Consider the following 19,185-nt stretch of genomic DNA (forward strand, 5'->3'; position numbering starts at 1 on the left):
TTTCCCGAAATTCTGTGATTTTCTCCATACACTCTAAGAGTGTATTGCTGCCGACGTCCCGCCAATTTGGGCGCTTGCCCTTGACCGATTGAAAAAGCGCGGCCATGTGAGCGACGAAAAGAACGCGTCGCGCGCTGCGGAATTCTTCTGCCGCCCCACAGCTGATATGAGACCTCATGGACGTCGTCGTCGTCGAATCGCCGGCCAAGGCAAAGACAATCAACAAATACCTCGGCAAGAACTATAAGGTTCTGGCCTCGTTCGGCCATGTCCGCGATCTGCCGGCCAAGGATGGCTCGGTGCGCCCGGACGAGGATTTTGCCATGTCCTGGGCCGTCGATACAGCCTCCGGCAAGCGCCTGGCCGACATCGCCAAGGCGGTCAAGGATGCCGACGGCCTGATTCTCGCCACCGACCCGGACCGCGAGGGTGAAGCGATCTCCTGGCATGTGCTGGAAGTGCTGAAGCAGAAGCGCGCGCTGAAGGACAAGCCGGTCAGCCGCGTCGTCTTCAACGCCATCACCAAATCCTCGGTGCTGGAGGCGATGGCCAACCCGCGCCAGATCGACGCGCCGCTGGTCGACGCCTATCTCGCCCGCCGCGCGCTGGATTATCTCGTCGGCTTCACGCTGTCGCCCGTGCTGTGGCGCAAGCTGCCCGGCGCCCGCTCGGCCGGCCGCGTCCAGTCGGTGGCGCTGCGCCTGGTCTGCGACCGTGAATCCGAGATCGAGCGCTTCATCCGCGAGGAATACTGGCAAGTCGCCGCTATCCTCGGCACGCCGCGCAACGAGAATTTCGAGGCCCGGCTCACCGCTTTCGAGCGCAAGAAGCTGCAAAAACTCGACATCGCCAACAAGGCCCAGGCCGACGACATCAAGTCGATGCTTGAAGGTGCCACCTTCAAGGCGCTTTCTGTCGAAGCCAAGCCGACCAAGCGCAATCCCGGTCCGCCCTTCACCACCTCGACGCTGCAGCAGGCGGCCTCCTCGGGTCTCGGCTTTTCCGCCAGCCGCACCATGCAGGTGGCGCAGCGCCTCTATGAAGGCATGGACATCGGCGGCGAGGCCGCCGGCCTGATCACCTATATGCGAACCGACGGCGTGCAGATGGCGCCGGAGGCGATCGACGCCGCCCGCGATGCGATCGCCAAGGAGTTCGGTCCCAAATACCTGCCGGAAAAGCCGCGTTTCTACACGACGAAGGCCAAGAACGCCCAGGAAGCGCACGAGGCGATCCGCCCGACCGATTTCATGCGCACGCCGGCTTCGGTCCGGCAATATCTCGATGCCGACCAGGCGCGGCTCTACGAGCTGATCTGGAAGCGTGCCATCGCCAGCCAGATGCAGCCGGCCGAGATCGAGCGCACCACGGTCGAGATCGAGGCGGTCAACGGCGCCCGCACCGCCGAGCTTCGCGCCATCGGTTCGGTCGTTCGCTTCGATGGTTTCATCGCCGCCTACACCGACCAGAAGGACGAGGACGCAGAGGACGAGGAAAGCCGCCGCCTGCCCGAGATCCGCGCCGGCGAACAGCTTGCGCGCCAGGCGATCAACGCCACCCAGCACACCACCGAGCCGCCGCCGCGCTATTCCGAGGCTTCGCTGATCAAGAAGCTGGAAGAGCTCGGCATCGGCCGCCCCTCGACCTACACGGCGATCCTGAAGACGCTCGAAGACCGCGATTACGTCGAGATCGACAAACGCAAGCTGGTGCCGCAGGCCAAGGGCCGGCTGTTGTCGGCCTTCCTCGAAAGCTTCTTCGAGCGCTATGTCGAATATGATTTCACCGCATCCCTCGAGGAAAAGCTCGACGAGATCTCCGACGGCAAGCTCGCCTGGAAAGATGTGCTGCGCGACTTCTGGAAAGACTTTTCCGGCGCCGTCGCCGACATCAAGGAACTGCGCGTCACCGACGTTCTCGATGCGCTGAACGAAGAGCTGGCGCCGCTGGTGTTCCCCGCGCGGGAAGACGGTTCGAACCCCCGCATCTGCCCGAAATGCGGCACCGGCAATCTGTCGCTCAAGCTCGGCAAATTCGGCGCCTTCGTCGGCTGCTCGAACTATCCGGAATGCTCGTTCACCCGCCAGCTTGGTGACGCCGCCAACCCCAATGGCGAGAACGGCAATGGCGACGACGGCACCAAGGTGCTCGGCAAGGATCCCTACACGGCTGAGGAGATCACGCTGCGCAGCGGCCGCTTCGGCCCCTACATCCAGCGCGGCGACGGCAAGGAGGCCAAGCGCTCCAGCCTGCCCAAGGGCTGGACGGTCGACACCATCGACCACGAAAAGGCGCTCGCTTTGCTGGCACTGCCACGCGATGTCGGCAAGCATCCGGAGAGCGGCAAGATGATTTCGGCCGGGCTCGGCCGCTACGGGCCGTTCGTGCTGCATGACTGCACCTACGCCAATCTCGAAAGCATCGAGGACGTGTTCTCGATCGGCCTCAACCGCGCCGTGTCGGTGATCGCCGAGAAGCAGCTGAAGGGCAAGGGCGGCCGCAATGGCGGCACCCCGGCCGCGCTGAAGGAGCTTGGCGATCACCCGGATGGCGGCGGCAAGATCGTCGTGCGCGACGGCAAATACGGGCCCTACGTCAATTTCGGCAAGGTCAACGCGACGCTGCCCAAGGGCAAGGACCCGCAGGCGGTGACCATCGAGGACGCGCTGGCGCTGATTGCCGAGAAGGAAGCCAAGGGCGGCGGCGGCAAGAAGCCGTTCCGCAAGGCAGCCGGTGCGAAGCCCGCGGCCGCCAAAAAGCCGGCGGCGAAGAAAAAGGGATAGCAGGCCGTGGCGCGCAGGATCTCCGGACGAAGCCACGGCGATCCGCGCACCGCCGATACCCGCGCCAAGGTGAAGGACGACTACCGGCCCTCGCGCGACGAGATCCTGCGCTACATCGCCGAGAACCCGGACCGCGCCGGCAAGCGCGACATCGCCAAGGCGTTCGCCCTGCGCGGCGAGGACCGCATCTGGCTGAAGGACATGCTGCGCGACCTGCAGGACGAAGGTATCCTGACCAAGGAGCGCAAGCGGCTCGCCCGCGTCGGTAGCCTGCCCCATGTTGCCGTGCTCGACATCTTTGGCCGCGATGGCGATGGCGTGCTGCTGGCGCATCCGGCCGAGACCGTCGGCAGCGGCGAGCCGCCCGTCGTCTCGATCCGCGTCTCGCGCGGCGGCAATGGTCCGGCGCCAGGCATCGGCGACCGCGTACTGGCCAAGACCTTCCCGACCGACGATGCGACGGGCCCCGCCTATACCGGCCGGGTGATGAAGATCTTCGAGAAGCGCACCGATGCCGTGCTCGGCATTTTTCGTGTGCTGAAGGACGGCACCTTCCGGATCGAGCCGGTGGAGCGGCGCCAGCCCGAACTGGTCGTCGACAAGGAATTCCAGAATGGCGCCAAGAACGGCGATCTGGTCGAGGTCGAGCCGGCGCGCGCCTCCCGCTATGGGCTGCCGCGCGCAAAAGTGCTGGCGGTGTTGGGCTCGCTGACCAGCGAGAAGGCGGTCTCGATGATCGCCATCCACGCCCATGACATCCCGCATATCTTTCCGGCCGACGTCATCGCCGAATCCGAGGCTGTGAAGCCGGCGACGCTTGATCATCGCGAGGACTGGCGCGACCTGCCGTTGGTCACCATCGATCCGGCCGACGCCAAGGACCATGACGATGCCGTGTTCGCCACGCCCGACACCGACGAGAAGAACCCTGGCGGCGTTGTCGTCACCGTGGCGATCGCCGATGTCGCGGCTTACGTCCGCTATGGCTCGGCGCTCGACCGCGAGGCGTTGAAGCGCGGCAATTCGGTCTATTTCCCCGACCGCGTCGTGCCGATGTTGCCCGAGCGCATCTCCAACGATCTGTGTTCGCTGCGCGAGGGCCAGGACCGCCCGGCACTCGCCGTGCGCATGATTTTTTCGGCCGACGGCCGCAAAGTCAGGCATTCCTTCCACCGTGTCATGATGAAGTCGGCGGCAAAGCTTGCCTACCCGCAGGCGCAGGCGGCCATCGACGGCGTGCCTGACGACAAGACCGGCCCGATCCTCGACACGGTGCTGAAGCCGCTGTGGGACGCATATGCCATTCTCAAGCGCGGTCGCGACTCCCGCCAGCCGTTGGAACTCGACCTGCCGGAGCGCAAGATCATGCTCAAGCAGGACGGTAACGTCGACCGCGTCGTCGTGCCGGAGCGGCTCGACGCCCACAAGCTCATCGAAGAGTTCATGATCCAGGCCAATGTCGCGGCCGCCGAAACGCTCGAGGCCAAGCGCCAGGCGCTGGTCTACCGCATCCACGATGCGCCTTCGCTGGCCAAGCAGGAATCGCTGCGCGAATTCCTGCAGACGCTCGGCCTGTCGCTGGCGCGCGGCGCCCAGATGCGGCCGGCGCAGTTCAACGGCATCCTCGAGCGCGTCAGCGGCGCCGACAATGAGGGCCTGGTCAACGAAGTGGTGCTGCGCTCGCAGAGTCAGGCCGAATATTCGCCAAAGAATATTGGCCATTTCGGCCTCAATCTGAAACGCTACGCGCATTTCACCTCGCCGATCCGCCGCTATGCCGACCTGATCGTACATCGCGGGCTGATTGCCGCACTCGACCTCGGCGCGGGCGGCCTGACGCAGAACGAAGCGGACCGGCTGGAAGATGTTTCCGTGCTGATCTCCGGCACTGAACGCCGCGCCATGGCGGCCGAGCGCGACACGGTCGACCGTCTGGTCGCAGCCTATCTGGCCGAGCGCATCGATGACCGTTTCGACGCCCGCATCTCTGGTGTCACCAAATCGGGACTATTTGTCCAATTGCCGCAGTACGGCGCGGATGGCTTTATCCCGGTGTCAAGTCTGGACGGCGATTACTATATCTACGACGAAACGGCTCGATCGCTGTACGGAGAGCGCACCGGCAAGGGCTACCAGCTTGCCGACCGCGTCGAGGTTCGCCTGGTCGAGGTGGCGCCGATGGCCGGCGCGATGCGTTTCGAGATGCTGACCGACCCGAAGCCGCTGCCCGGCTCCAAACGGTCGTTCCACAAGGCCAAGGGCCGCGCCCGCGCGTCGCAATCGCGTCCAGGCACGCGCGGCAGGAGACGATGATGGCAAGACAGTTGCAGATGGAAGACCAGGTTTTCGGCGGCGAACTTCATTCGGGCCGCGTTGCGCGCCCGCTGTGGACGGCGATGAAGCGCGGCCTGCTCGGGCGCTGCCCGCATTGCGGCGAAGGCAAGCTGTTTCGCGGCTTCACCAAGTCCGTCGACGCATGCGCTGTCTGCGGCGAGGAACTGCATCACCACCGCGCCGACGACCTGCCCGCCTATCTGGTGATCGTCATCGTCGGCCACATCGTGCTTGGCGCCTTCATGGGCGTCGAGGCGACCTCCACGCTGTCGACCTGGCAGCACATCGCCATCTGGGTGCCGTTGACCATCCTGCTTGCGGTGGTGCTGCTGCAGCCGGTCAAGGGCGCCGTCATCGGCCTGCAATGGGCGCTCTATATGCACGGCTTCGGCGGCGAAAAGGATGTCATCGAGTCTCACCCCGAGACTTGAAGTCGCGGCTGGTGCAATCGGCGATGGCTGAACGCCACTTTCGCACGAGACAAGTTTCCGCTAAAGCGCGTCGCGTATGAACGGGTTCACGCGACACGCTTCAGATCTTATTTCCATGCAGGTCGTTGGTCCCCGAACCTTCTGGACGACATGCATCAGGTCGAGCGTATGGACGGGATGACCAAGGCCGACATCGACAAGGTTGAGCGGAACGAAATCCCGCCACGGGCCAGGGCGCTGCGTCCGCGCGATGCCGCCACGCTGATCCTGCTCGACCGCAAAGGCGATGACATCCAGGTGCTGATGGGCCGGCGCCACGCCGGTCATGCCTTCATGCCGGGGAAATTCGTCTTTCCCGGCGGCCGCACCGATCCGGCCGATAGCCGCATTCCCGTAGCCGCAGCACTCCACTTGGAGGAACAAGCCAATTTGACCGCCGGCCTTGGCCGCACGAGCGTAGCGCGCGCCCGCGCCATTGCGCTGTCGGCGATCCGCGAGACTTACGAGGAAGCCGGCCTGCTCATCGGCCGCAAAGGCGCCTTCGCGACGACGAGGCGCGACTGGCAGGGCTTTGCCGAACACGGTGTCATGCCATCGCTGGAGCCGCTGCGCTTCATCGCGCGGGCGATCACGCCGCCAAACCGGGTGCGTCGTTTCGACACCCGCTTCTTCAGCGCCTGGCGCAGCGACGTCGCGGTCGAGCTTCCGGGCGGCGGTCCGACCAACGAATTGGAGGAACTGGTCTGGCTGCCGCTGGCCAAGGCCAGGCAGGCAGACATACCCGACATCACCCGCATGATCCTGGAGGAACTGGAAAGGCGGCTCGCCGACGATCCGCTGCTGCGTCCGGGCGGCTCCGTGCCACTCTACAGGCTTGTCCGCAACCGCTTCATCCGCGAAATTCTATAGGTAATTCAGGCATCACATGACGGTCGATACCCAGCAACAGGGCGACGAACGCGTACACTGGCTGCCGATGGTCGCCGCGATCTCCTCGATCAGCGTCGTCGGCATCGCCATCGGCCTCGGCATGCCGCTGCTCAGCGTCATTTTGGAGACCCGCGGCCACTCGGCCTCGATGATCGGCCTCAACACGGCCGTCGCCGGCCTGGCCTCGATCGCCGGCGCACCGCTCGCCACGCCGCTTGCCATGCGCTTCGGCGTCGCTTGGACCATGCTAGCCATGATTGCCGCCGGCGCGCTCGCCTTCGTCGGTTTCCATTTCGCGCCGGACTTCTGGATGTGGTTTCCGCTGCGCGTGGTGCTGCATATCGCGCTGACGGTGCTGTTCATCCTGTCGGAATTCTGGATCAGCACCTCGGCACCCCCGCACCGGCGCGGCCTGGTGCTGGGCATCTATGCCACCGTGCTGTCGCTCGGTTTCGCCGCCGGACCGTGGCTGTTTTCCCATCTCGGCAGCTCCGGCTTCAGGCCCTTCGGCGTCATCATCGGGTTGGTGACACTCGCCGCAATACCGGTGCTGGCGGCACGCAACGAGAGCCCGACGATCGTGGCGGACGGCGAGACCAGCAATTTCCTGCGCTACATCTGGCTGGTGCCGACCGCCACCTTCGCGGTGCTGGTGTTCGGCGCCGTCGAGACCGGCGGCTTCGCACTGTTCCCGATCTATGGCAGCCGCATCGGCTACTCCGAAGCCGACGCCGCCCTGCTGCTGACCATGATCGGCCTCGGCAACGTGCTTTTGCAGATCCCGATCGGCATGATCAGCGACCGCGTCCCGGACCGCCGCCATCTGCTTCTGGCCTGCGCCACCGTCGGCCTCGCCGGCACGATCTTCATGCCGCACTTCGCCGCGAATTGGCACCTGATGGCAGCGCTTCTGTTCGTCTGGGGCGGTGTGGTCGCCGCGCTCTACACGATCGGCCTTGCCCATCTCGGCTCCCAGCTCTCCGGCCATGAGCTGGCCTCCGCCAACGCCGCCTTCGTGCTTTGCTATGGCGTCGGCATGGTGCTCGGGCCGCAGGCGATCGGCATCGGCATGGACATCTTCGGACCCTCCGGCTTCGGCTGGTCGCTCGGTGTTTTCTTCGCCGCCTACATCGCTTTGGTCGGCATCAGGCTCGTCCGGAAAATCCTGTAGCCGGGCTCGATCAAGCGCCTCGGCGCGCGAGGCTACTGACATCACCGTGTCAGCAGCACCCCTGCTATATCGGCGCTCCACAAGCAGGGAGATATCAGATGATCGACAGTGGATTTGAAACCAGATCGGTGCGAATGGAGTTGCTGCTGCTTGTCAGCTTCCAGGCACCGCCCGCCGATGTCGACCGCATTATGGAAGCGGTGGTGGCGATCAACCCGCTCGGCATGGGCAATTATGACAGCAACGCCTTCCAGTCGGCTGGCGGCGTCGAGCGCTACCGGCCGCTCGAAGGTGCTGCCGCCGGCGCCGAGACGATCCTGCGTGAGCGGCCGGGCACGGTCGAGGTGTCGTTCGAGCTGCCCGACGACCAGATGCTGGCCGCCCGAATCGTCGAGGCGATCTACCAGGCGCACTCCTACCAGGAGCCGGTGATCCGCATCCAGCCACTACTCGCCAGCCGCTCGAAAGGCCTCGACGACCGCGCCAACCCCAACCGCTGGTGGAATACGACTGGCGACTGGAAGAAGGCCGCTTCGCCGGTCAGGGAAGACGCCTGCTACCGCCGGCACGCTCAGTTACCGGCGGCAATATGGGCATTGGGCACGGCAAAGGCCCGGCCGGGCTTGACTTTCCGGGCGCGTTCTTTATGTGTCGCGCCAAGTTTCCCGCGTCCGGGTGTTTCCCCGTGCTCCAGCGGCCAAAACTCCACGAACATTAACGGACGAACATCATGGCCAAAGCCGCAAACATCAAGATCAAGCTTCTGTCGACCGCCGACACCGGTTTCTTCTACGTGACCAGCAAGAACAGCCGTACCAAGACCGACAAGCTGTCGTTCCGCAAGTACGATCCGGTCGCCAAGAAGCACGTCGAATTCAAGGAAACCAAGATCAAGTAATCGGTTTCCTCCGAGTATGCCGAAGCGCCGCCCACCGGGCGGCGTTTTTCGTTTGGCGAACTGATCGCAAGCCCGCGCCAAAAACACAGGTCTTCCGCCGCTCGGCGCGGAATCCTGATGTCGTCTTTCGGGAAAAAGGGGGCCGGTCGGCGTTTGGCAGCGGTACGAGGAGGCCACTATGTGCCAGCGCCGGCCGGCCGACCCCACGGACCCAGGAGATGCGGCGGACCTGAGCATCATGGGGTATTTTTCGGATCGAACCGGCAAATCTACCCTCGTGCCGGTCGTCTTGGTCTATGGCTTCACATTTGCGCAAGACCTTATGAAAATCAACAGTTTCTTAACCAAGCCTCGCGAATCGCTTGGATTAAGGTAAATTCCTAACCTTGTTGGCTTGACCGGATAATCGGGCGCCGGCGCCAGAGCATGATCCCCCAAAAGTGGTATCCGGTTTCGGAAAAGATCATGCTCGAACAGAAAAGATAGAGCCTCATCCCGGCCCCATCGGAAGGGAACAGGCTCTATGCAGCCTTGGCGACGACGCGGTTGCGGCCACCGCTCTTGGCCTCGTAAAGCGCAAGGTCGGCGCGCTTCATCAGCGCCGCAACCGTGTCGTTCCCCTTCAGCACCGACGACACGCCGACGCTGACGGTGACCTCGATCGTCTTGCCCTCATGGCCGATGGCAAAGGGCAACTGGGCAATCTCGGCGCGGATGCGTTCGGCGACCTTTTCGGCCACCGCGCCGTCCGTATCCGGCATCACCACGACGAACTCCTCGCCGCCGAAGCGGCAGGCAAGGTCGATGCCGCGCACGTTCTTGCGCAACCGCCGCGCGAATTCGCGCAGCACGTCGTCGCCGCCGTCGTGGCCGTGCAGATCGTTGATGGCCTTGAAGCGGTCGAGGTCGGTGATCATCACCGAAAGCGGCCGCCGCCGCGCCACCGCGCGGTCGAACAGCGTCTGCAGATGGCTGTCGAGGTAACGGCGGTTGTGCAGCCCGGTCAGTCCGTCGGTCACGGCCATCTCGATGGTCTGGGTGACGCTGGCGCGGAGCTGGTCGTTGTAGCGCTTGCGGCGCACCTGCGTGCGCAGCCGCGCGGTCAGTTCCTGCCGGTCGATCGGCCGCATCAGGAAATCGTTGATTCCGAGTTCGAGGCCGCGAATGATGCGCCCCTCCTCGCCCTCGTCAGCCAGAAGGATGATCGGCAGGAAGCGCGTGCGATCGAGCGAGCGCAATTGCGAGCACAGCCGCAGCGGATCGAAATCGGCGAACGCCGTCGAGATCAGCACACACTCGTAGGGCGTCTCCGCGGCCTGGAAGAAACCGGCATGCGGATCGGTGGCGATGTCGAGATCGGCCCTGCCGCGCAGCATCTTCCGGATCCGCTCGAAGGACGATTTGCGCTCGTCGATCAAAAGAACCTTCGGAGTGGTGTCGGCCGCGGTGAAGTTGCGGCTCAAAAGCTCCTCGATGCCGATGTTGCGGGTGGTCGAGGCGCGCAGCCGCAACTCGTCGGTCAGCGACTTCAGCCTGACCAGGCTCTTGACGCGCGTCATCAGCTGCAGATCGTTGACCGGCTTGGTCAGGAAATCGTCGGCGCCAGCCTCGAGGCCGCGCACCCGGTCCGAAACCTGGTCGAGCGCGGTGATCATGACGACCGGGATATGCGCGGTCGCCGGGTCGCTCTTCAGCCGCTTGCAGACCTCGAACCCGTCCATGTCGGGCATCATCACGTCGAGCAGCACGACATCGACCTTGCCGTTCTCGCAGGTCTCGATGGCGTCCGGCCCGTTGGAGGCAGTCAGCACCTCGAAATATTCGGCCAGCAGCCGAACCTCGAGCAGCCTCACATTGGCAGGGATGTCGTCGACGACGAGGATCCGCGCGGTCATGTCACAAGGCTCCGGCTTGGCTGGACATCAGGCATCGCCCAGATAGGATTTGATGGTCTCGATGAAGCGCGGCACCGAGATCGGCTTGGAAATATAGGCCTCGCAGCCGCCCTGGCGGATGCGTTCCTCGTCGCCCTTCATGGCGAAGGCGGTGACCGCAATGACCGGAATCGAGTGGAGATCGTCATCCTCCTTCAGCCATTTGGTTACTTCCAGCCCCGAAACCTCCGGCAGCTGGATGTCCATCAGGATCAGGTCCGGCCGGTGCTGGCGCGCCAGATCCAGCGCTTCCAGGCCATTGCGTGTGCGAACCGTCTCGTAACCGCTGGCTTCGATGAGGTCCCGAAAGAGCTTCATGTTGAGCTCGTTGTCCTCGACGATCATGACCTTCTTAGGCATCGATTTCCCGTCCCGACGGCCTTCTGCGTGAAGACCATCGTCATGCGTCCTTGCCGGATCGCACCCAACCCTTCGCCACTCTACGCCAATTTGATTGACGAAACGGAAACCGGCCGCCGCAAAAGCTGTCCGGATTCCAACGCGGAGACGGTGGTGGCTTGCCGCAAGCGACGCTTGCCATTACTGCGGAAAGAGACTCATTCCGCACCAAGAAGGTAATGATGGCAAACGCAGCGTCAATGCGCGAGGAAGCGGAGACCATTGCCGTCAAGGCATTGGGCTTCGTCGCGGCCGATCCGGAGCTTCTGCCGCGCTTCCTGGCGATCACCGGCATCGAGGCGCAGTCGATCCGGAGGGCGGCAGGCGAGCCGGGTTTCCTGGCCGGCGTGCTGCAGTTCATCCTCGCCCACGAGCCGACCTTGCTGCGCTTCGCCGAGGAGACCGGAACCCCGCCGGCTGCCGTCGGCAAGGCCTTGCGCGCGCTGCCGCTCGGCGACGACGATCATGAGCGTTCGATATGAGCGACGATCCCGAGACGGCGCGGCAGATCGAAGAGCTTGCCGCGGACGACCGGCCGCTGCTGGTGCTCGACGTCGACGACGTCGTGCTCGAATTCATCCGGCCCTTCCCGCATTTTCTCAAATCGCGCGGCTTCGGCCTGACGCTGGCGTCCTTCCGCCTCACCGGCAACATCGCCGAGGCCGCCAGCGGCCGCCTGATCGAACAGGAAGAGGTGACGGCGCTTCTGGGTGAATTCTTCGACGCCCAGGCCGACTGGCAAAGCATCACTGACGGCGCCGCAGAAGCCCTTGCCACGCTCGGTGGCCGCGCCGAGATCGTCCTTCTGACGGCCATGCCGCACAAGCACCGTGCCGTGCGCCGCGCCCATCTCGATGCGCTCGGGCTGCCCTACCCGCTTCTGACCACCGAAATGGCCAAGGGGCCGGCTGTGGCCAAATTGCGCGGTAAGAAGCGCCGGCCGGTGGTTTTCGTCGACGACCAGCCGTCCAATCTGGCGTCGGTGCAAAGTTCGGTTGCCGACGCGTATCTCGTCCATCTGATGGCCGACAACTCGCTGCGCGCCTTCCTGCCGCCGGCGCCGGACGGCGTCACCGTCGCGGAAGACTGGCGCGACGCCGCGCCGAAGATCGCGGCGGCGCTCGGACTTTAGAGCCTGAACACTCAGGGCTTCAGCTTCGCTCCTGCCCCGCCGTCCTCGCCCGAACCGCCATCCTGATCGGTGCTGTCATCCGTGACAGGATCGGCCTGCTTCAGCATGGCGCCGTTGACGGTGACCGAACCGTCCGGCTTGGCGTTGATTGCCCATTCGATGCGGCCGTCCGGCAGCGTCTTGCCAAATCCCTTGATGGCCAACGCGATCGGAAAATACTGCGCCGCCTCAGGCTCGGTCTTGGCCGCTTCCTGCAGGCTCGCCACGATCTTGTCATAGCCGGCGACATCGATTGTCACATTTGCATCGGGCTTCTCACCGGGGAAGGTCATCTCGCCTTCCAGCGCTACCTCGATACTGCCGTTCTTCACCGTGCTATGCCCGATGACGAGCTTCGGCGCCTTGGCCAGGAAATCGGCGGAAATCTGATCGCCGAAATCAGCCGGCAGCGGTGGATTCTTGTTGAGATCAAGGGTCTCGATAGTCTTCTTCGCCATGCTGTCGAGATCGATATTCGCACCGCCGAAGTTAAGATCGATATCGGTGGGCAGCAATGCCACGCTCCAACTGGGCAGGAGATGCGCCGGGATCGTCAGCCCCGATGCCTTGATCGCATAATTGATCTTTCCGTCCTGGGCGATGCCGTCCATTCCGAACGCTGTGCTCAGCTGCGCTGCGCCGAAATTGCCGACCGGACTTTCGACCGCGAAATCCTTGAAGCCGTAGGTTCCGTCGAGCCTTTCCCACAAGGGCAGCGCCGCCAGAAGAAGCGACTTGAGCTGCGCCTGGTTTGCTTTCAGCGCGGCCTCGTCTTCATTGGCCACGGCGAATGCCAAAAGGTCGAGCAGCGGCTTTGTCCGCATTCCCTTGCCGTTTGCATCCACCGACAGTTCCGGCGACTTCACGGTGACCGGAAATTTCATCCCACTCTCAGGATCGTCGAACTTGATCGCTTCCACGAAGCTCGACATCTTCTGCGTCATTGTCACGTCGACGCCGCCGGTCGCGGACTTGGTCGCGGCAAAGTTTGCCGTGCTGGCGCCGGCGCTGACCTCCATGTGCTGCTTGGCATCCTTGGACGTCATCGTCATGCCGGCCATCGTGCTGGAGCCGCTGGTGAACGCAGCCAGATCGGGATTGTAGACGCCGTTGCCTTTGCCGTCCTTGATCGTGAACTGGGTGCTTTGCAAACCTTCCGGCCCGTTGACCTCGAAGGACCCGGTCTGCGAGAACTCCATCGAGACGTCCCAGGATCCGTCACTGCGCGGCTTCACCATCATGGCGTAGGGCGCAAAGTCCAGCTTCACGAGCTTCTGTTCCGGCAAGGCGTTGACCAGCGCCTTGAAATCAAACGCGATCCTGTAAGCGTCGCCTTCAACCGAGACCTTGAGCACGCCTTTCTCGATCGCCTGTTTGCCGACATAGCGGGACAGATCTTCGGAAAGCTGCTTCGCGCCCTGGCTGTCGACGGTCTGGGCGAAGGCAGGCGCGCTGAGCGCGAGAACGAAAACAAATGGCAAAACACGCTTCACGTCGCTTCTCCCTTTGGCCTTTGCGGGCAAAAATCACTTCTTGCTCCTGTTAGGGAAATACCATCACAGCCGCAAGACGAACACCAGTACGCTGGGCCGTCGCGTTCCTAGCTATAGCACCAACCGCATCAGCGGGCGGCCTGGCTTACGTTCGACAAGTCGCTCGAAGCCGGCCTTCTCGAACACCCGCGATGAGCCGACGAACAGGCCGATCGAGCGCGAATCGCGCGACAGGTCGATCGGGCAGGCCTCGACCAGCCGCGCGCCGTTTTCCCGCGCAAACGCGATACCGCCCTCGACAAGGCGATGGCTGATGCCCCTGCCGCGCGCCTTGACGCGGATAAAGAAGCACGAGATCGCCCAGACGTCCGGGTCGGCTGCGTCCGCCGGATCGACGGGAGCCGAGCCCCTGCCCTGATTGTTCCATTCGGGCACGTCGGCGCGCGGACCGATCTGCATCCAGCCGACCGCCTTGCCGTCCTCGAACGCCAGCAGCCCGGGCGGCGGCCCGGCTTCGATCCGCGCCTTGATATGGTCCTTGTTGCGCTCCCGGTCGCTCGCGCGGCGCACCGCCGGCGCCAGCCGGAAATGCGTGCACCAGCAGCCGTAGCAGGCGCCCTGCTTGCCGAAAAGATCCTCGAAATCCGCCCACAGTTCGGGCGCCAGCGGCGCGATGGTCGTGCTCATGAACTCTCTCCCGGCTAACCGCTTGTGGCAGCTTCCGTCCTGACGTACCATTGCATCTGTTCTCTTTATGTTCGCAGCGATGGCGGCTCCTGTCAACAATCCCGATCACGGTTTTTGCCGCGACTGCCTGACCTTTCAGCGCGGCGAGACGCGCCGCTGCGAGCGCTGCGGCAGCCCCAGGCTGGCCCGCCACCCCGAGCTTTACCGGCTGCATCTTGCCCATATCGACTGCGATGCGTTCTACGCGGCCATCGAAAAGCGCGACAACCCGGCGCTGAAGGACCGGCCGGTGATCGTCGGCGGCGGCAAGCGCGGCGTCGTCTCAACCGCCTGCTACATCGCCCGCATCCACGGCGTGCGCTCGGCGATGCCAATGTTCAAGGCGCTCGAAGCCTGCCCGGAAGCGGTCGTCATCCCGCCGGACATGGAAAAATATGTCCGCGTCGGCCGCGAGGTGCGCGCGCTCATGCAGGCGCTGACGCCGTTGGTCGAGCCGCTCTCCATCGACGAGGCGTTTCTCGACCTTGCCGGCACCGAGCGCCTGCATGGCATGCCGCCTGCCGTGGTGCTGGCGCGTTTCGCGCTGACGGTGGAAAAGGAACTCGGCATCACGGTTTCGGCCGGCCTCTCCTATTGCAAGTTCCTGGCCAAGGTGGCGTCCGATTTCCGCAAGCCGCGCGGCCTGTCGGTGATCGGCGAGGCCGAGGCGCTCGGCTTCCTGGCCGAACAGCCGGTAACGCTGATCTGGGGCGTCGGAAAGGCCTTCGCCGCAAGCCTGGAGCGTGACGGCATCCGCACCATCGGCCAGTTGCAGCGCATGGAGCGTGGCGATCTGATGCGCCGCTACGGCGTGATGGGCGACCGGCTCTACCATCTGTCGCGCGGCGAGGACGATCGCCGCGTCCACCCCGACAGCGACGCCAAGAGCGTGTCGGCGGAAACCACCTTCGACACCGACATTTCGGCCATGGCCGAGCTTGTCCCGGTGCTGCGGGCGCTGTCGGAAAAAGTCTCGGCACGGCTGAAGAAGTCGGGCATTGCCGGACGCACCGTGGTGCTGAAGCTGAAGAGCCAGGATTTCAAGCTCCGCACTCGCAACCGCCAACTCGGCGATCCCACACGGCTGGCCGACCGCATCTTCCAGACCGGGCTCGACCTGTTGCGTCGGGAAGCGGATGGGACAAAGTACCGGTTGCTCGGCATCGGCGTCGGCGATCTCTCGGACGACGACAAGGCCGATCCGCCCGATCTGGTCGACATCCAGTCGCGCAAGCGCGCGCTCGCCGAAGGCGCCATCGACACGCTGCGCGACAAGTTCGGCAAGAAGGCCGTGGAAACCGGCTACACTTTCGGCAAGGGCCGCAGCGCCAACCCACCCGAACCGATCGAGGATTAGAGCAATTCCAGGAAAAGTGCGCAGCGGTTTTCCGTCCGGAATTGTGCAAAAACAAATATTTAGAGCGGGGCAGCGTTTCTATCAAAAGCTGAACCGCTCCAGGACCGCCCGGCGACAGTCGGCCTGCGTCGCGCTCAGCTACGTTGCAGGTCGATACGGCTGGTCACCACGGTCTTGCCGGTTTTGGGATCGACGTCGGTGACCGTCAGCCGCATGCCGTTGCCCCCGGTTTTCTCGACCGTCAGTCGCGCCTTGCGGTCGCCATTGACCTCCTTCGCCCAGCGAATGCCGAAATTGATCGCATTGCCGGACCGTTTGCCGGCGAGCTGCGCCGGTCCGGTGCGGGATCCGACATAAACGCCCGTGTAGCCGGCGCCGTTCGATTTCAGATCGGCGCTGATGGCACGCGTCACCACGGCGAGACCGCGGCATTTGCCGTCGAGCGACAGCGATGTCGCGGTCGCGCCGGAACTGAAGGTGCAGGAAACATTCACCGTCGGTGCCTCGGTGGTCACCTTGACGGTCCCTTTGCCGGCGAAGCTGCCCTGGAACGAACGCAGGAAGTCGGCATCGTCGGCACGGGCGTCCGCCGCGACCATCAGGCCGCCGGCAAGGACAAGGAATGCAAGTGATTTCATCGAACTCTCCCCCGAGAAGTGTATCGGAAACGTAGTGCAGCCAGCGAAGCTGGCAATACGCAGACTCAAGGAACGCCCGCCAAGACTGCAGGTTCCGCCTCCAACATGACTGTTTTTTAACGCCCGGATTCTTGCGGCTGGCCCAGTCGAATGCGTCGACTAGCGGTTGCGGCAAAAGGCGGAGCTTGCGACACAGCGCGCATGGCACCCGCTCCCTCGATCCCCAAGGCCGCGTTCTGGATGGCGCTGTCGATCGCGTCGTTTTTGGCGATGTCGGTCGCAGGCCGCGCCACGACGGCCGAACTGAACGTCTTTCAGGTGCTCGAGCTGCGCTCGGTGATCGGGTTCTTCATCCTTTTGCCGCTGGTGATCACGAATGGCGGCTTTGCCGCGATGCGCACCGAGCGGCCGCTGGCCCATTTTGGCCGCAACGTGGTCCACTATGCCGGCCAGGCTGCGTGGCTCTATGCGCTGACGCTGATCCCGCTCGCCGTGCTGATCTCGATCGAGTTCACCACGCCGATCTGGACGGCGATCCTGGCCGTCAGCTTCCTGGGCGAAAAACTGTCGCGGCCGAGGCTCGCAGCGATCGTGCTGGGCCTGGTGGGTGTCGTGATCATCGTTCGCCCGGGCGTCGGTTCCGTCGACCCCGGACATCTTGTCGTGCTGGGCGCGGCGGTCTGCTTCGGCATCTCGGTGGTCATGGTCAAGTCGCTGACGCGCACGGACAGCGTCGTGCGCATCATCTTCTGGATGCTGATCATCCAGTCGGTGCTCGGCCTCATCCCGGCGTTCTACGTGTGGCGCAACCCGCCGATCGAGCTCTGGCCATGGATCCTGCTCGTCGCCTTCACCGGCATGTCGTCGCATTTCTGCATGGCCCGTGCGCTTGCCCATGCCGATGCCACCGTCATCTCGCCGATGGATTTCCTGCGCGTGCCCCTGTCGGCGCTGATCGGCTGGCTGCTCTACCAAGAGCAGATCGACGTTTTCACCGCCGGCGGCGCCTTGCTGATCCTGTTGGGCAATCTGCTCAATCTGCACCGCAAGGCGCCGCAACCGGCCGAGGTCGCCACCTCGTAGCCAACTCGATCAGCTTCCCTCGTCCGGTATGTTCAGGAGATGACCGCAGGCCTTGCAGTGGACGGCGTCCGGCTCGTGCCGCTGCAGTCCGCATTGCGGGCAGGGAAAGAACACCTTGGTTGGACGGAAGATCGCCTGCGCCAGCTTCACGAACAGCGATATGCCGATGATCATGGTGGCGATCGCCGTCAGCTTGCCTGCTATCCCCGGCAGCACGATGTCGCCAAAGCCGGTCGTGGTCACTGTCGCGACCGTGAAATAGAGCGCGTCGATATAGCCTTCGAGACCTGCCTGGCTGCGGAAGAAGAAGGTGTAGACAAAGCCGGTGACGACGAAGAGGAAGGTCAAAAGATTGATCACCGCCTGGCTTGCCTCGCGCCACGGCTTCAGCCCACGCATCTCGAAATGCCGCCAGAGCGAACCGCTGCGCGACAGCGACCACAGCCTGAGGATGCGAAGGAAGGCGAGATTGGCGAAGGCCGTGGGCATCAGCAGCGTCAGCAGGATGAAGATATCGACCCAGGAGGTCGGCTGCCTGATCAGCCGCAGCATGTCGTTGGAGGCAAGCAGCCGGGCGATGATGTCGGCAGCGACGAGCGCTGCCACCGAATAGTCGAGCCAGAGGAACGACGGTTTGTCCTGAAGGACCGGCGTGGCGATGAAGAAGGCGATGATGGCAAGATCGATGATGACGGCCACCAGCTGAAAGCGGAAGGCCGCCGGTGTGCGCCCGTGATAGAGCCTGCGCAGCACATCGCGAAGCCGCGCCAGGGCTGAATTGCTCCCGGTCACGCCGGCCTGGCCTCGACGATGCTGATATGCGGCCCGGCCGCGATGATGTCCGTCACCGCGAACCCTGCCCTGGCCAACAGCGACCTGTATTCCGCCGCCGTCCGCTCCTGGCCGTCCGGCCCGACCAGCATATTGATGTCGGCGAATTTTGCGTTCGCCCCTTCATTGGGCGGCGCAAGAACGGCCTCGAACACCAGCAGCCTGCCATCGGCACGGATCGCCTGGCGGCAGTTCTTCAGGATCGCGACGTTGGTCTCGTCGTCCCAGTCATGCAGGATCCATTTGAGCAGCAGCGCGTCGGCTCCCTCGGGCAGCGCGGCGAGAAAATCGCCGCCGACGATGTCACAGCGATCGGCGACGCCCACCGCCTCCATGACCTGAGCCGCGGTCGCCACCACATGCGGCTGGTCGAACAGAATACCGCGGCTGTCAGGCGTAGCGGCGAGGATTTCGGCAAGCAGCGAGCCCCGCCCGCCACCAACGTCCATGATCACCGAAAAGGGCGAAAAATCGTAGCTCGCCAGCAACGCTGCCGCCACGTTCTTCGAATTCGCCCCCATCGCGCGGTCGAAGATGAGCGATTCCTCAGGGTGCTCGGCCCGGTATTCCCACACGCCCTTGCCGTGCGCATGCCGGAACGCGTTCTTGCCGGTCTTGATGCTGAAGAGCAGATCGCTCCATGCCTGCCGGTAGTAGGGTTGGCCGACAAAAGTCGCCCATGGGGCGGCCGAATGCTCGGCGTCGAGGCGCAAGGCGCCGCCAAGCGGCGTCAGCGAAAACAAGCCGTCTTCCCCCTCATGGAAAATGCCGATGGCTGCCAGCGCGCGCAGCAGGCGGTAGAGCGCGCGCGGATGCGTGTCCGTCAATTCGGCAAGCTCGGCGGCGGAGCGTTTGCCGTCCTTGATGTGGTCGGCGATGCCGAGCGTCGCGGCAACGCAGATCGCCTGCGACACCCGGTACTCGTTGACCATCCGTATCAGTTCAAAAGCGGCTGTTCGCGGATCCATGGCGCCCCCCCGACGGCCAGCAATCGGCTCCAACGTAT

Annotated in this window: 17 protein-coding genes and 1 pseudogene; 11 read left to right on the forward strand and 7 right to left on the reverse strand. The window is 64.1% G+C overall.

The window, feature by feature from the left end:
* The first annotated feature begins 176 nt into the window (after positions 1-176).
* The 7 genes and pseudogenes from topA to rpmG all read left to right on the forward strand — a co-directional run bounded on the left by topA (position 177) and on the right by rpmG (position 8,547).
* Positions 177-2,783, forward strand: coding sequence for a type I DNA topoisomerase (gene topA / locus ACSQ3Z_RS14045; protein WP_436171960.1), 2,607 nt, complete (start codon positions 177-179; stop codon positions 2,781-2,783).
* Positions 2,784-2,789: 6 nt separating this feature from the next.
* On the forward strand, positions 2,790-5,096 hold the full coding sequence (gene rnr, locus ACSQ3Z_RS14050) for a ribonuclease R (protein ID WP_436171961.1): 2,307 nt from the start codon (positions 2,790-2,792) through the stop codon (positions 5,094-5,096).
* Between the two features lie 17 nt (positions 5,097-5,113).
* On the forward strand, positions 5,114-5,548 hold the full coding sequence (locus tag ACSQ3Z_RS14055; RefSeq protein WP_436173904.1) for a DUF983 domain-containing protein: 435 nt from the start codon (positions 5,114-5,116) through the stop codon (positions 5,546-5,548).
* A gap of 168 nt (positions 5,549-5,716) precedes the next feature.
* A complete protein-coding gene (locus ACSQ3Z_RS14060; protein ID WP_436173905.1) occupies positions 5,717-6,457 on the forward strand; it encodes an NUDIX hydrolase in 741 nt (246 codons plus the stop codon).
* Between the two features lie 16 nt (positions 6,458-6,473).
* Positions 6,474-7,649, forward strand: a complete 1,176-nt coding sequence (locus ACSQ3Z_RS14065) for an MFS transporter (protein WP_436171962.1) — start codon at positions 6,474-6,476, stop codon at positions 7,647-7,649.
* A gap of 98 nt (positions 7,650-7,747) precedes the next feature.
* A pseudogene (locus tag ACSQ3Z_RS14070) lies at positions 7,748-8,203 on the forward strand (hypothetical protein); the annotation flags it as partial.
* A 176-nt stretch (positions 8,204-8,379) separates the two neighbouring features.
* The gene (gene rpmG, locus ACSQ3Z_RS14075) at positions 8,380-8,547 is read left to right on the forward strand and encodes a 50S ribosomal protein L33 (RefSeq protein ID WP_006201775.1); all 168 of its coding nucleotides are present in this window, start codon (positions 8,380-8,382) and stop codon (positions 8,545-8,547) included.
* A gap of 521 nt (positions 8,548-9,068) precedes the next feature.
* Here the strand turns inward: rpmG and ACSQ3Z_RS14080 are convergent.
* Together ACSQ3Z_RS14080 and ACSQ3Z_RS14085 are read right to left on the reverse strand one after the other, a co-directional pair.
* Positions 9,069-10,442 (reverse strand): PleD family two-component system response regulator, encoded by a 1,374-nt coding sequence (locus ACSQ3Z_RS14080; protein WP_436171963.1) that lies wholly within the window; start codon positions 10,440-10,442, stop codon positions 9,069-9,071.
* Positions 10,443-10,469: 27 nt separating this feature from the next.
* Entirely contained in the window at positions 10,470-10,841 is a 372-nt protein-coding gene (locus tag ACSQ3Z_RS14085; protein ID WP_023667574.1) for a response regulator, read from the reverse strand.
* 221 nt (positions 10,842-11,062) lie between these two features.
* On the opposite strand from ACSQ3Z_RS14085, the gene ACSQ3Z_RS14090 reads away from it, so the two are divergent.
* Both ACSQ3Z_RS14090 and ACSQ3Z_RS14095 read left to right on the forward strand, forming a co-directional pair.
* Complete coding sequence (locus tag ACSQ3Z_RS14090; protein ID WP_040582650.1) at positions 11,063-11,362, forward strand: DUF3572 domain-containing protein; 300 nt, start codon at positions 11,063-11,065, stop codon at positions 11,360-11,362.
* Entirely contained in the window at positions 11,359-12,012 is a 654-nt protein-coding gene (locus tag ACSQ3Z_RS14095) for a hypothetical protein (protein WP_436171964.1), read from the forward strand. The genes ACSQ3Z_RS14090 and ACSQ3Z_RS14095 overlap by 4 nt, the downstream gene beginning before the upstream one ends.
* 11 nt (positions 12,013-12,023) lie before the next feature.
* On the opposite strand, the gene ACSQ3Z_RS14100 is transcribed toward ACSQ3Z_RS14095, so the two are convergent.
* Both ACSQ3Z_RS14100 and ACSQ3Z_RS14105 read right to left on the reverse strand, forming a co-directional pair.
* Positions 12,024-13,544 carry a hypothetical protein gene (locus ACSQ3Z_RS14100; RefSeq protein WP_436171965.1) on the reverse strand — a complete coding sequence of 507 codons (1,521 nt, stop codon included), beginning with the start codon at positions 13,542-13,544 and terminating at the stop codon, positions 12,024-12,026.
* Between the two features lie 111 nt (positions 13,545-13,655).
* Positions 13,656-14,231: an N-acetyltransferase family protein gene (locus tag ACSQ3Z_RS14105; RefSeq protein ID WP_436171966.1), complete on the reverse strand. Its 576-nt coding sequence runs from the start codon at positions 14,229-14,231 to the stop codon at positions 13,656-13,658.
* Between the two features lie 67 nt (positions 14,232-14,298).
* On the opposite strand from ACSQ3Z_RS14105, the gene ACSQ3Z_RS14110 reads away from it, so the two are divergent.
* Positions 14,299-15,627 (forward strand): DNA polymerase IV, encoded by a 1,329-nt coding sequence (locus ACSQ3Z_RS14110; RefSeq protein WP_436171967.1) that lies wholly within the window; start codon positions 14,299-14,301, stop codon positions 15,625-15,627.
* Positions 15,628-15,761: 134 nt separating this feature from the next.
* Here ACSQ3Z_RS14110 and ACSQ3Z_RS14115 read toward each other — a convergent pair whose 3' ends face one another.
* The gene (locus tag ACSQ3Z_RS14115) at positions 15,762-16,265 is read right to left on the reverse strand and encodes a hypothetical protein (RefSeq protein ID WP_436171968.1); all 504 of its coding nucleotides are present in this window, start codon (positions 16,263-16,265) and stop codon (positions 15,762-15,764) included.
* A 201-nt stretch (positions 16,266-16,466) separates the two neighbouring features.
* Here ACSQ3Z_RS14115 and ACSQ3Z_RS14120 point away from each other — a divergent pair, with 201 nt between their 5' ends.
* Positions 16,467-17,348 carry a DMT family transporter gene (locus tag ACSQ3Z_RS14120; RefSeq protein ID WP_436171969.1) on the forward strand — a complete coding sequence of 294 codons (882 nt, stop codon included), beginning with the start codon at positions 16,467-16,469 and terminating at the stop codon, positions 17,346-17,348.
* Between the two features lie 9 nt (positions 17,349-17,357).
* Here ACSQ3Z_RS14120 and ACSQ3Z_RS14125 read toward each other — a convergent pair whose 3' ends face one another.
* Positions 17,358-18,140 (reverse strand): potassium channel family protein, encoded by a 783-nt coding sequence (locus tag ACSQ3Z_RS14125; protein WP_436171970.1) that lies wholly within the window; start codon positions 18,138-18,140, stop codon positions 17,358-17,360.
* Complete coding sequence (locus ACSQ3Z_RS14130) at positions 18,137-19,147, reverse strand: methyltransferase (RefSeq protein WP_436171971.1); 1,011 nt, start codon at positions 19,145-19,147, stop codon at positions 18,137-18,139. Before ACSQ3Z_RS14130 ends, ACSQ3Z_RS14125 begins: the two co-directional genes overlap by 4 nt.
* Between the last annotated feature and the right edge of the window lie 38 nt (positions 19,148-19,185).

Origin of the sequence: Mesorhizobium sp. LjNodule214 (assembly GCF_964252735.1) — a bacterium.
GTDB lineage: Bacteria > Pseudomonadota > Alphaproteobacteria > Rhizobiales > Rhizobiaceae > Mesorhizobium.

Bases quoted from the DNA above. Each gene is read 5' to 3' on its own strand.
- topA (WP_436171960.1), top strand. From the start codon at position 177: ATGGACGTCGTCGTCGTCGAATCGCCGGCCAAGGCAAAGACAATCAAC.
- ACSQ3Z_RS14055 (WP_436173904.1), top strand. From the start codon at position 5,114: ATGGAAGACCAGGTTTTCGGCGGCGAACTTCATTCGGGCCGCGTTGCG.
- ACSQ3Z_RS14060 (WP_436173905.1), top strand. From the start codon at position 5,717: ATGGACGGGATGACCAAGGCCGACATCGACAAGGTTGAGCGGAACGAA.
- ACSQ3Z_RS14065 (WP_436171962.1), top strand. From the start codon at position 6,474: ATGACGGTCGATACCCAGCAACAGGGCGACGAACGCGTACACTGGCTG.
- rpmG (WP_006201775.1), top strand. From the start codon at position 8,380: ATGGCCAAAGCCGCAAACATCAAGATCAAGCTTCTGTCGACCGCCGAC.
- ACSQ3Z_RS14080 (WP_436171963.1), bottom strand. From the start codon at position 10,442: ATGACCGCGCGGATCCTCGTCGTCGACGACATCCCTGCCAATGTGAGG.
- ACSQ3Z_RS14085 (WP_023667574.1), bottom strand. From the start codon at position 10,841: ATGCCTAAGAAGGTCATGATCGTCGAGGACAACGAGCTCAACATGAAG.
- ACSQ3Z_RS14090 (WP_040582650.1), top strand. From the start codon at position 11,063: ATGGCAAACGCAGCGTCAATGCGCGAGGAAGCGGAGACCATTGCCGTC.
- ACSQ3Z_RS14095 (WP_436171964.1), top strand. From the start codon at position 11,359: ATGAGCGACGATCCCGAGACGGCGCGGCAGATCGAAGAGCTTGCCGCG.
- ACSQ3Z_RS14105 (WP_436171966.1), bottom strand. From the start codon at position 14,231: ATGAGCACGACCATCGCGCCGCTGGCGCCCGAACTGTGGGCGGATTTC.
- ACSQ3Z_RS14110 (WP_436171967.1), top strand. From the start codon at position 14,299: ATGTTCGCAGCGATGGCGGCTCCTGTCAACAATCCCGATCACGGTTTT.
- ACSQ3Z_RS14115 (WP_436171968.1), bottom strand. From the start codon at position 16,265: ATGAAATCACTTGCATTCCTTGTCCTTGCCGGCGGCCTGATGGTCGCG.
- ACSQ3Z_RS14120 (WP_436171969.1), top strand. From the start codon at position 16,467: ATGGCACCCGCTCCCTCGATCCCCAAGGCCGCGTTCTGGATGGCGCTG.
- ACSQ3Z_RS14130 (WP_436171971.1), bottom strand. From the start codon at position 19,147: ATGGATCCGCGAACAGCCGCTTTTGAACTGATACGGATGGTCAACGAG.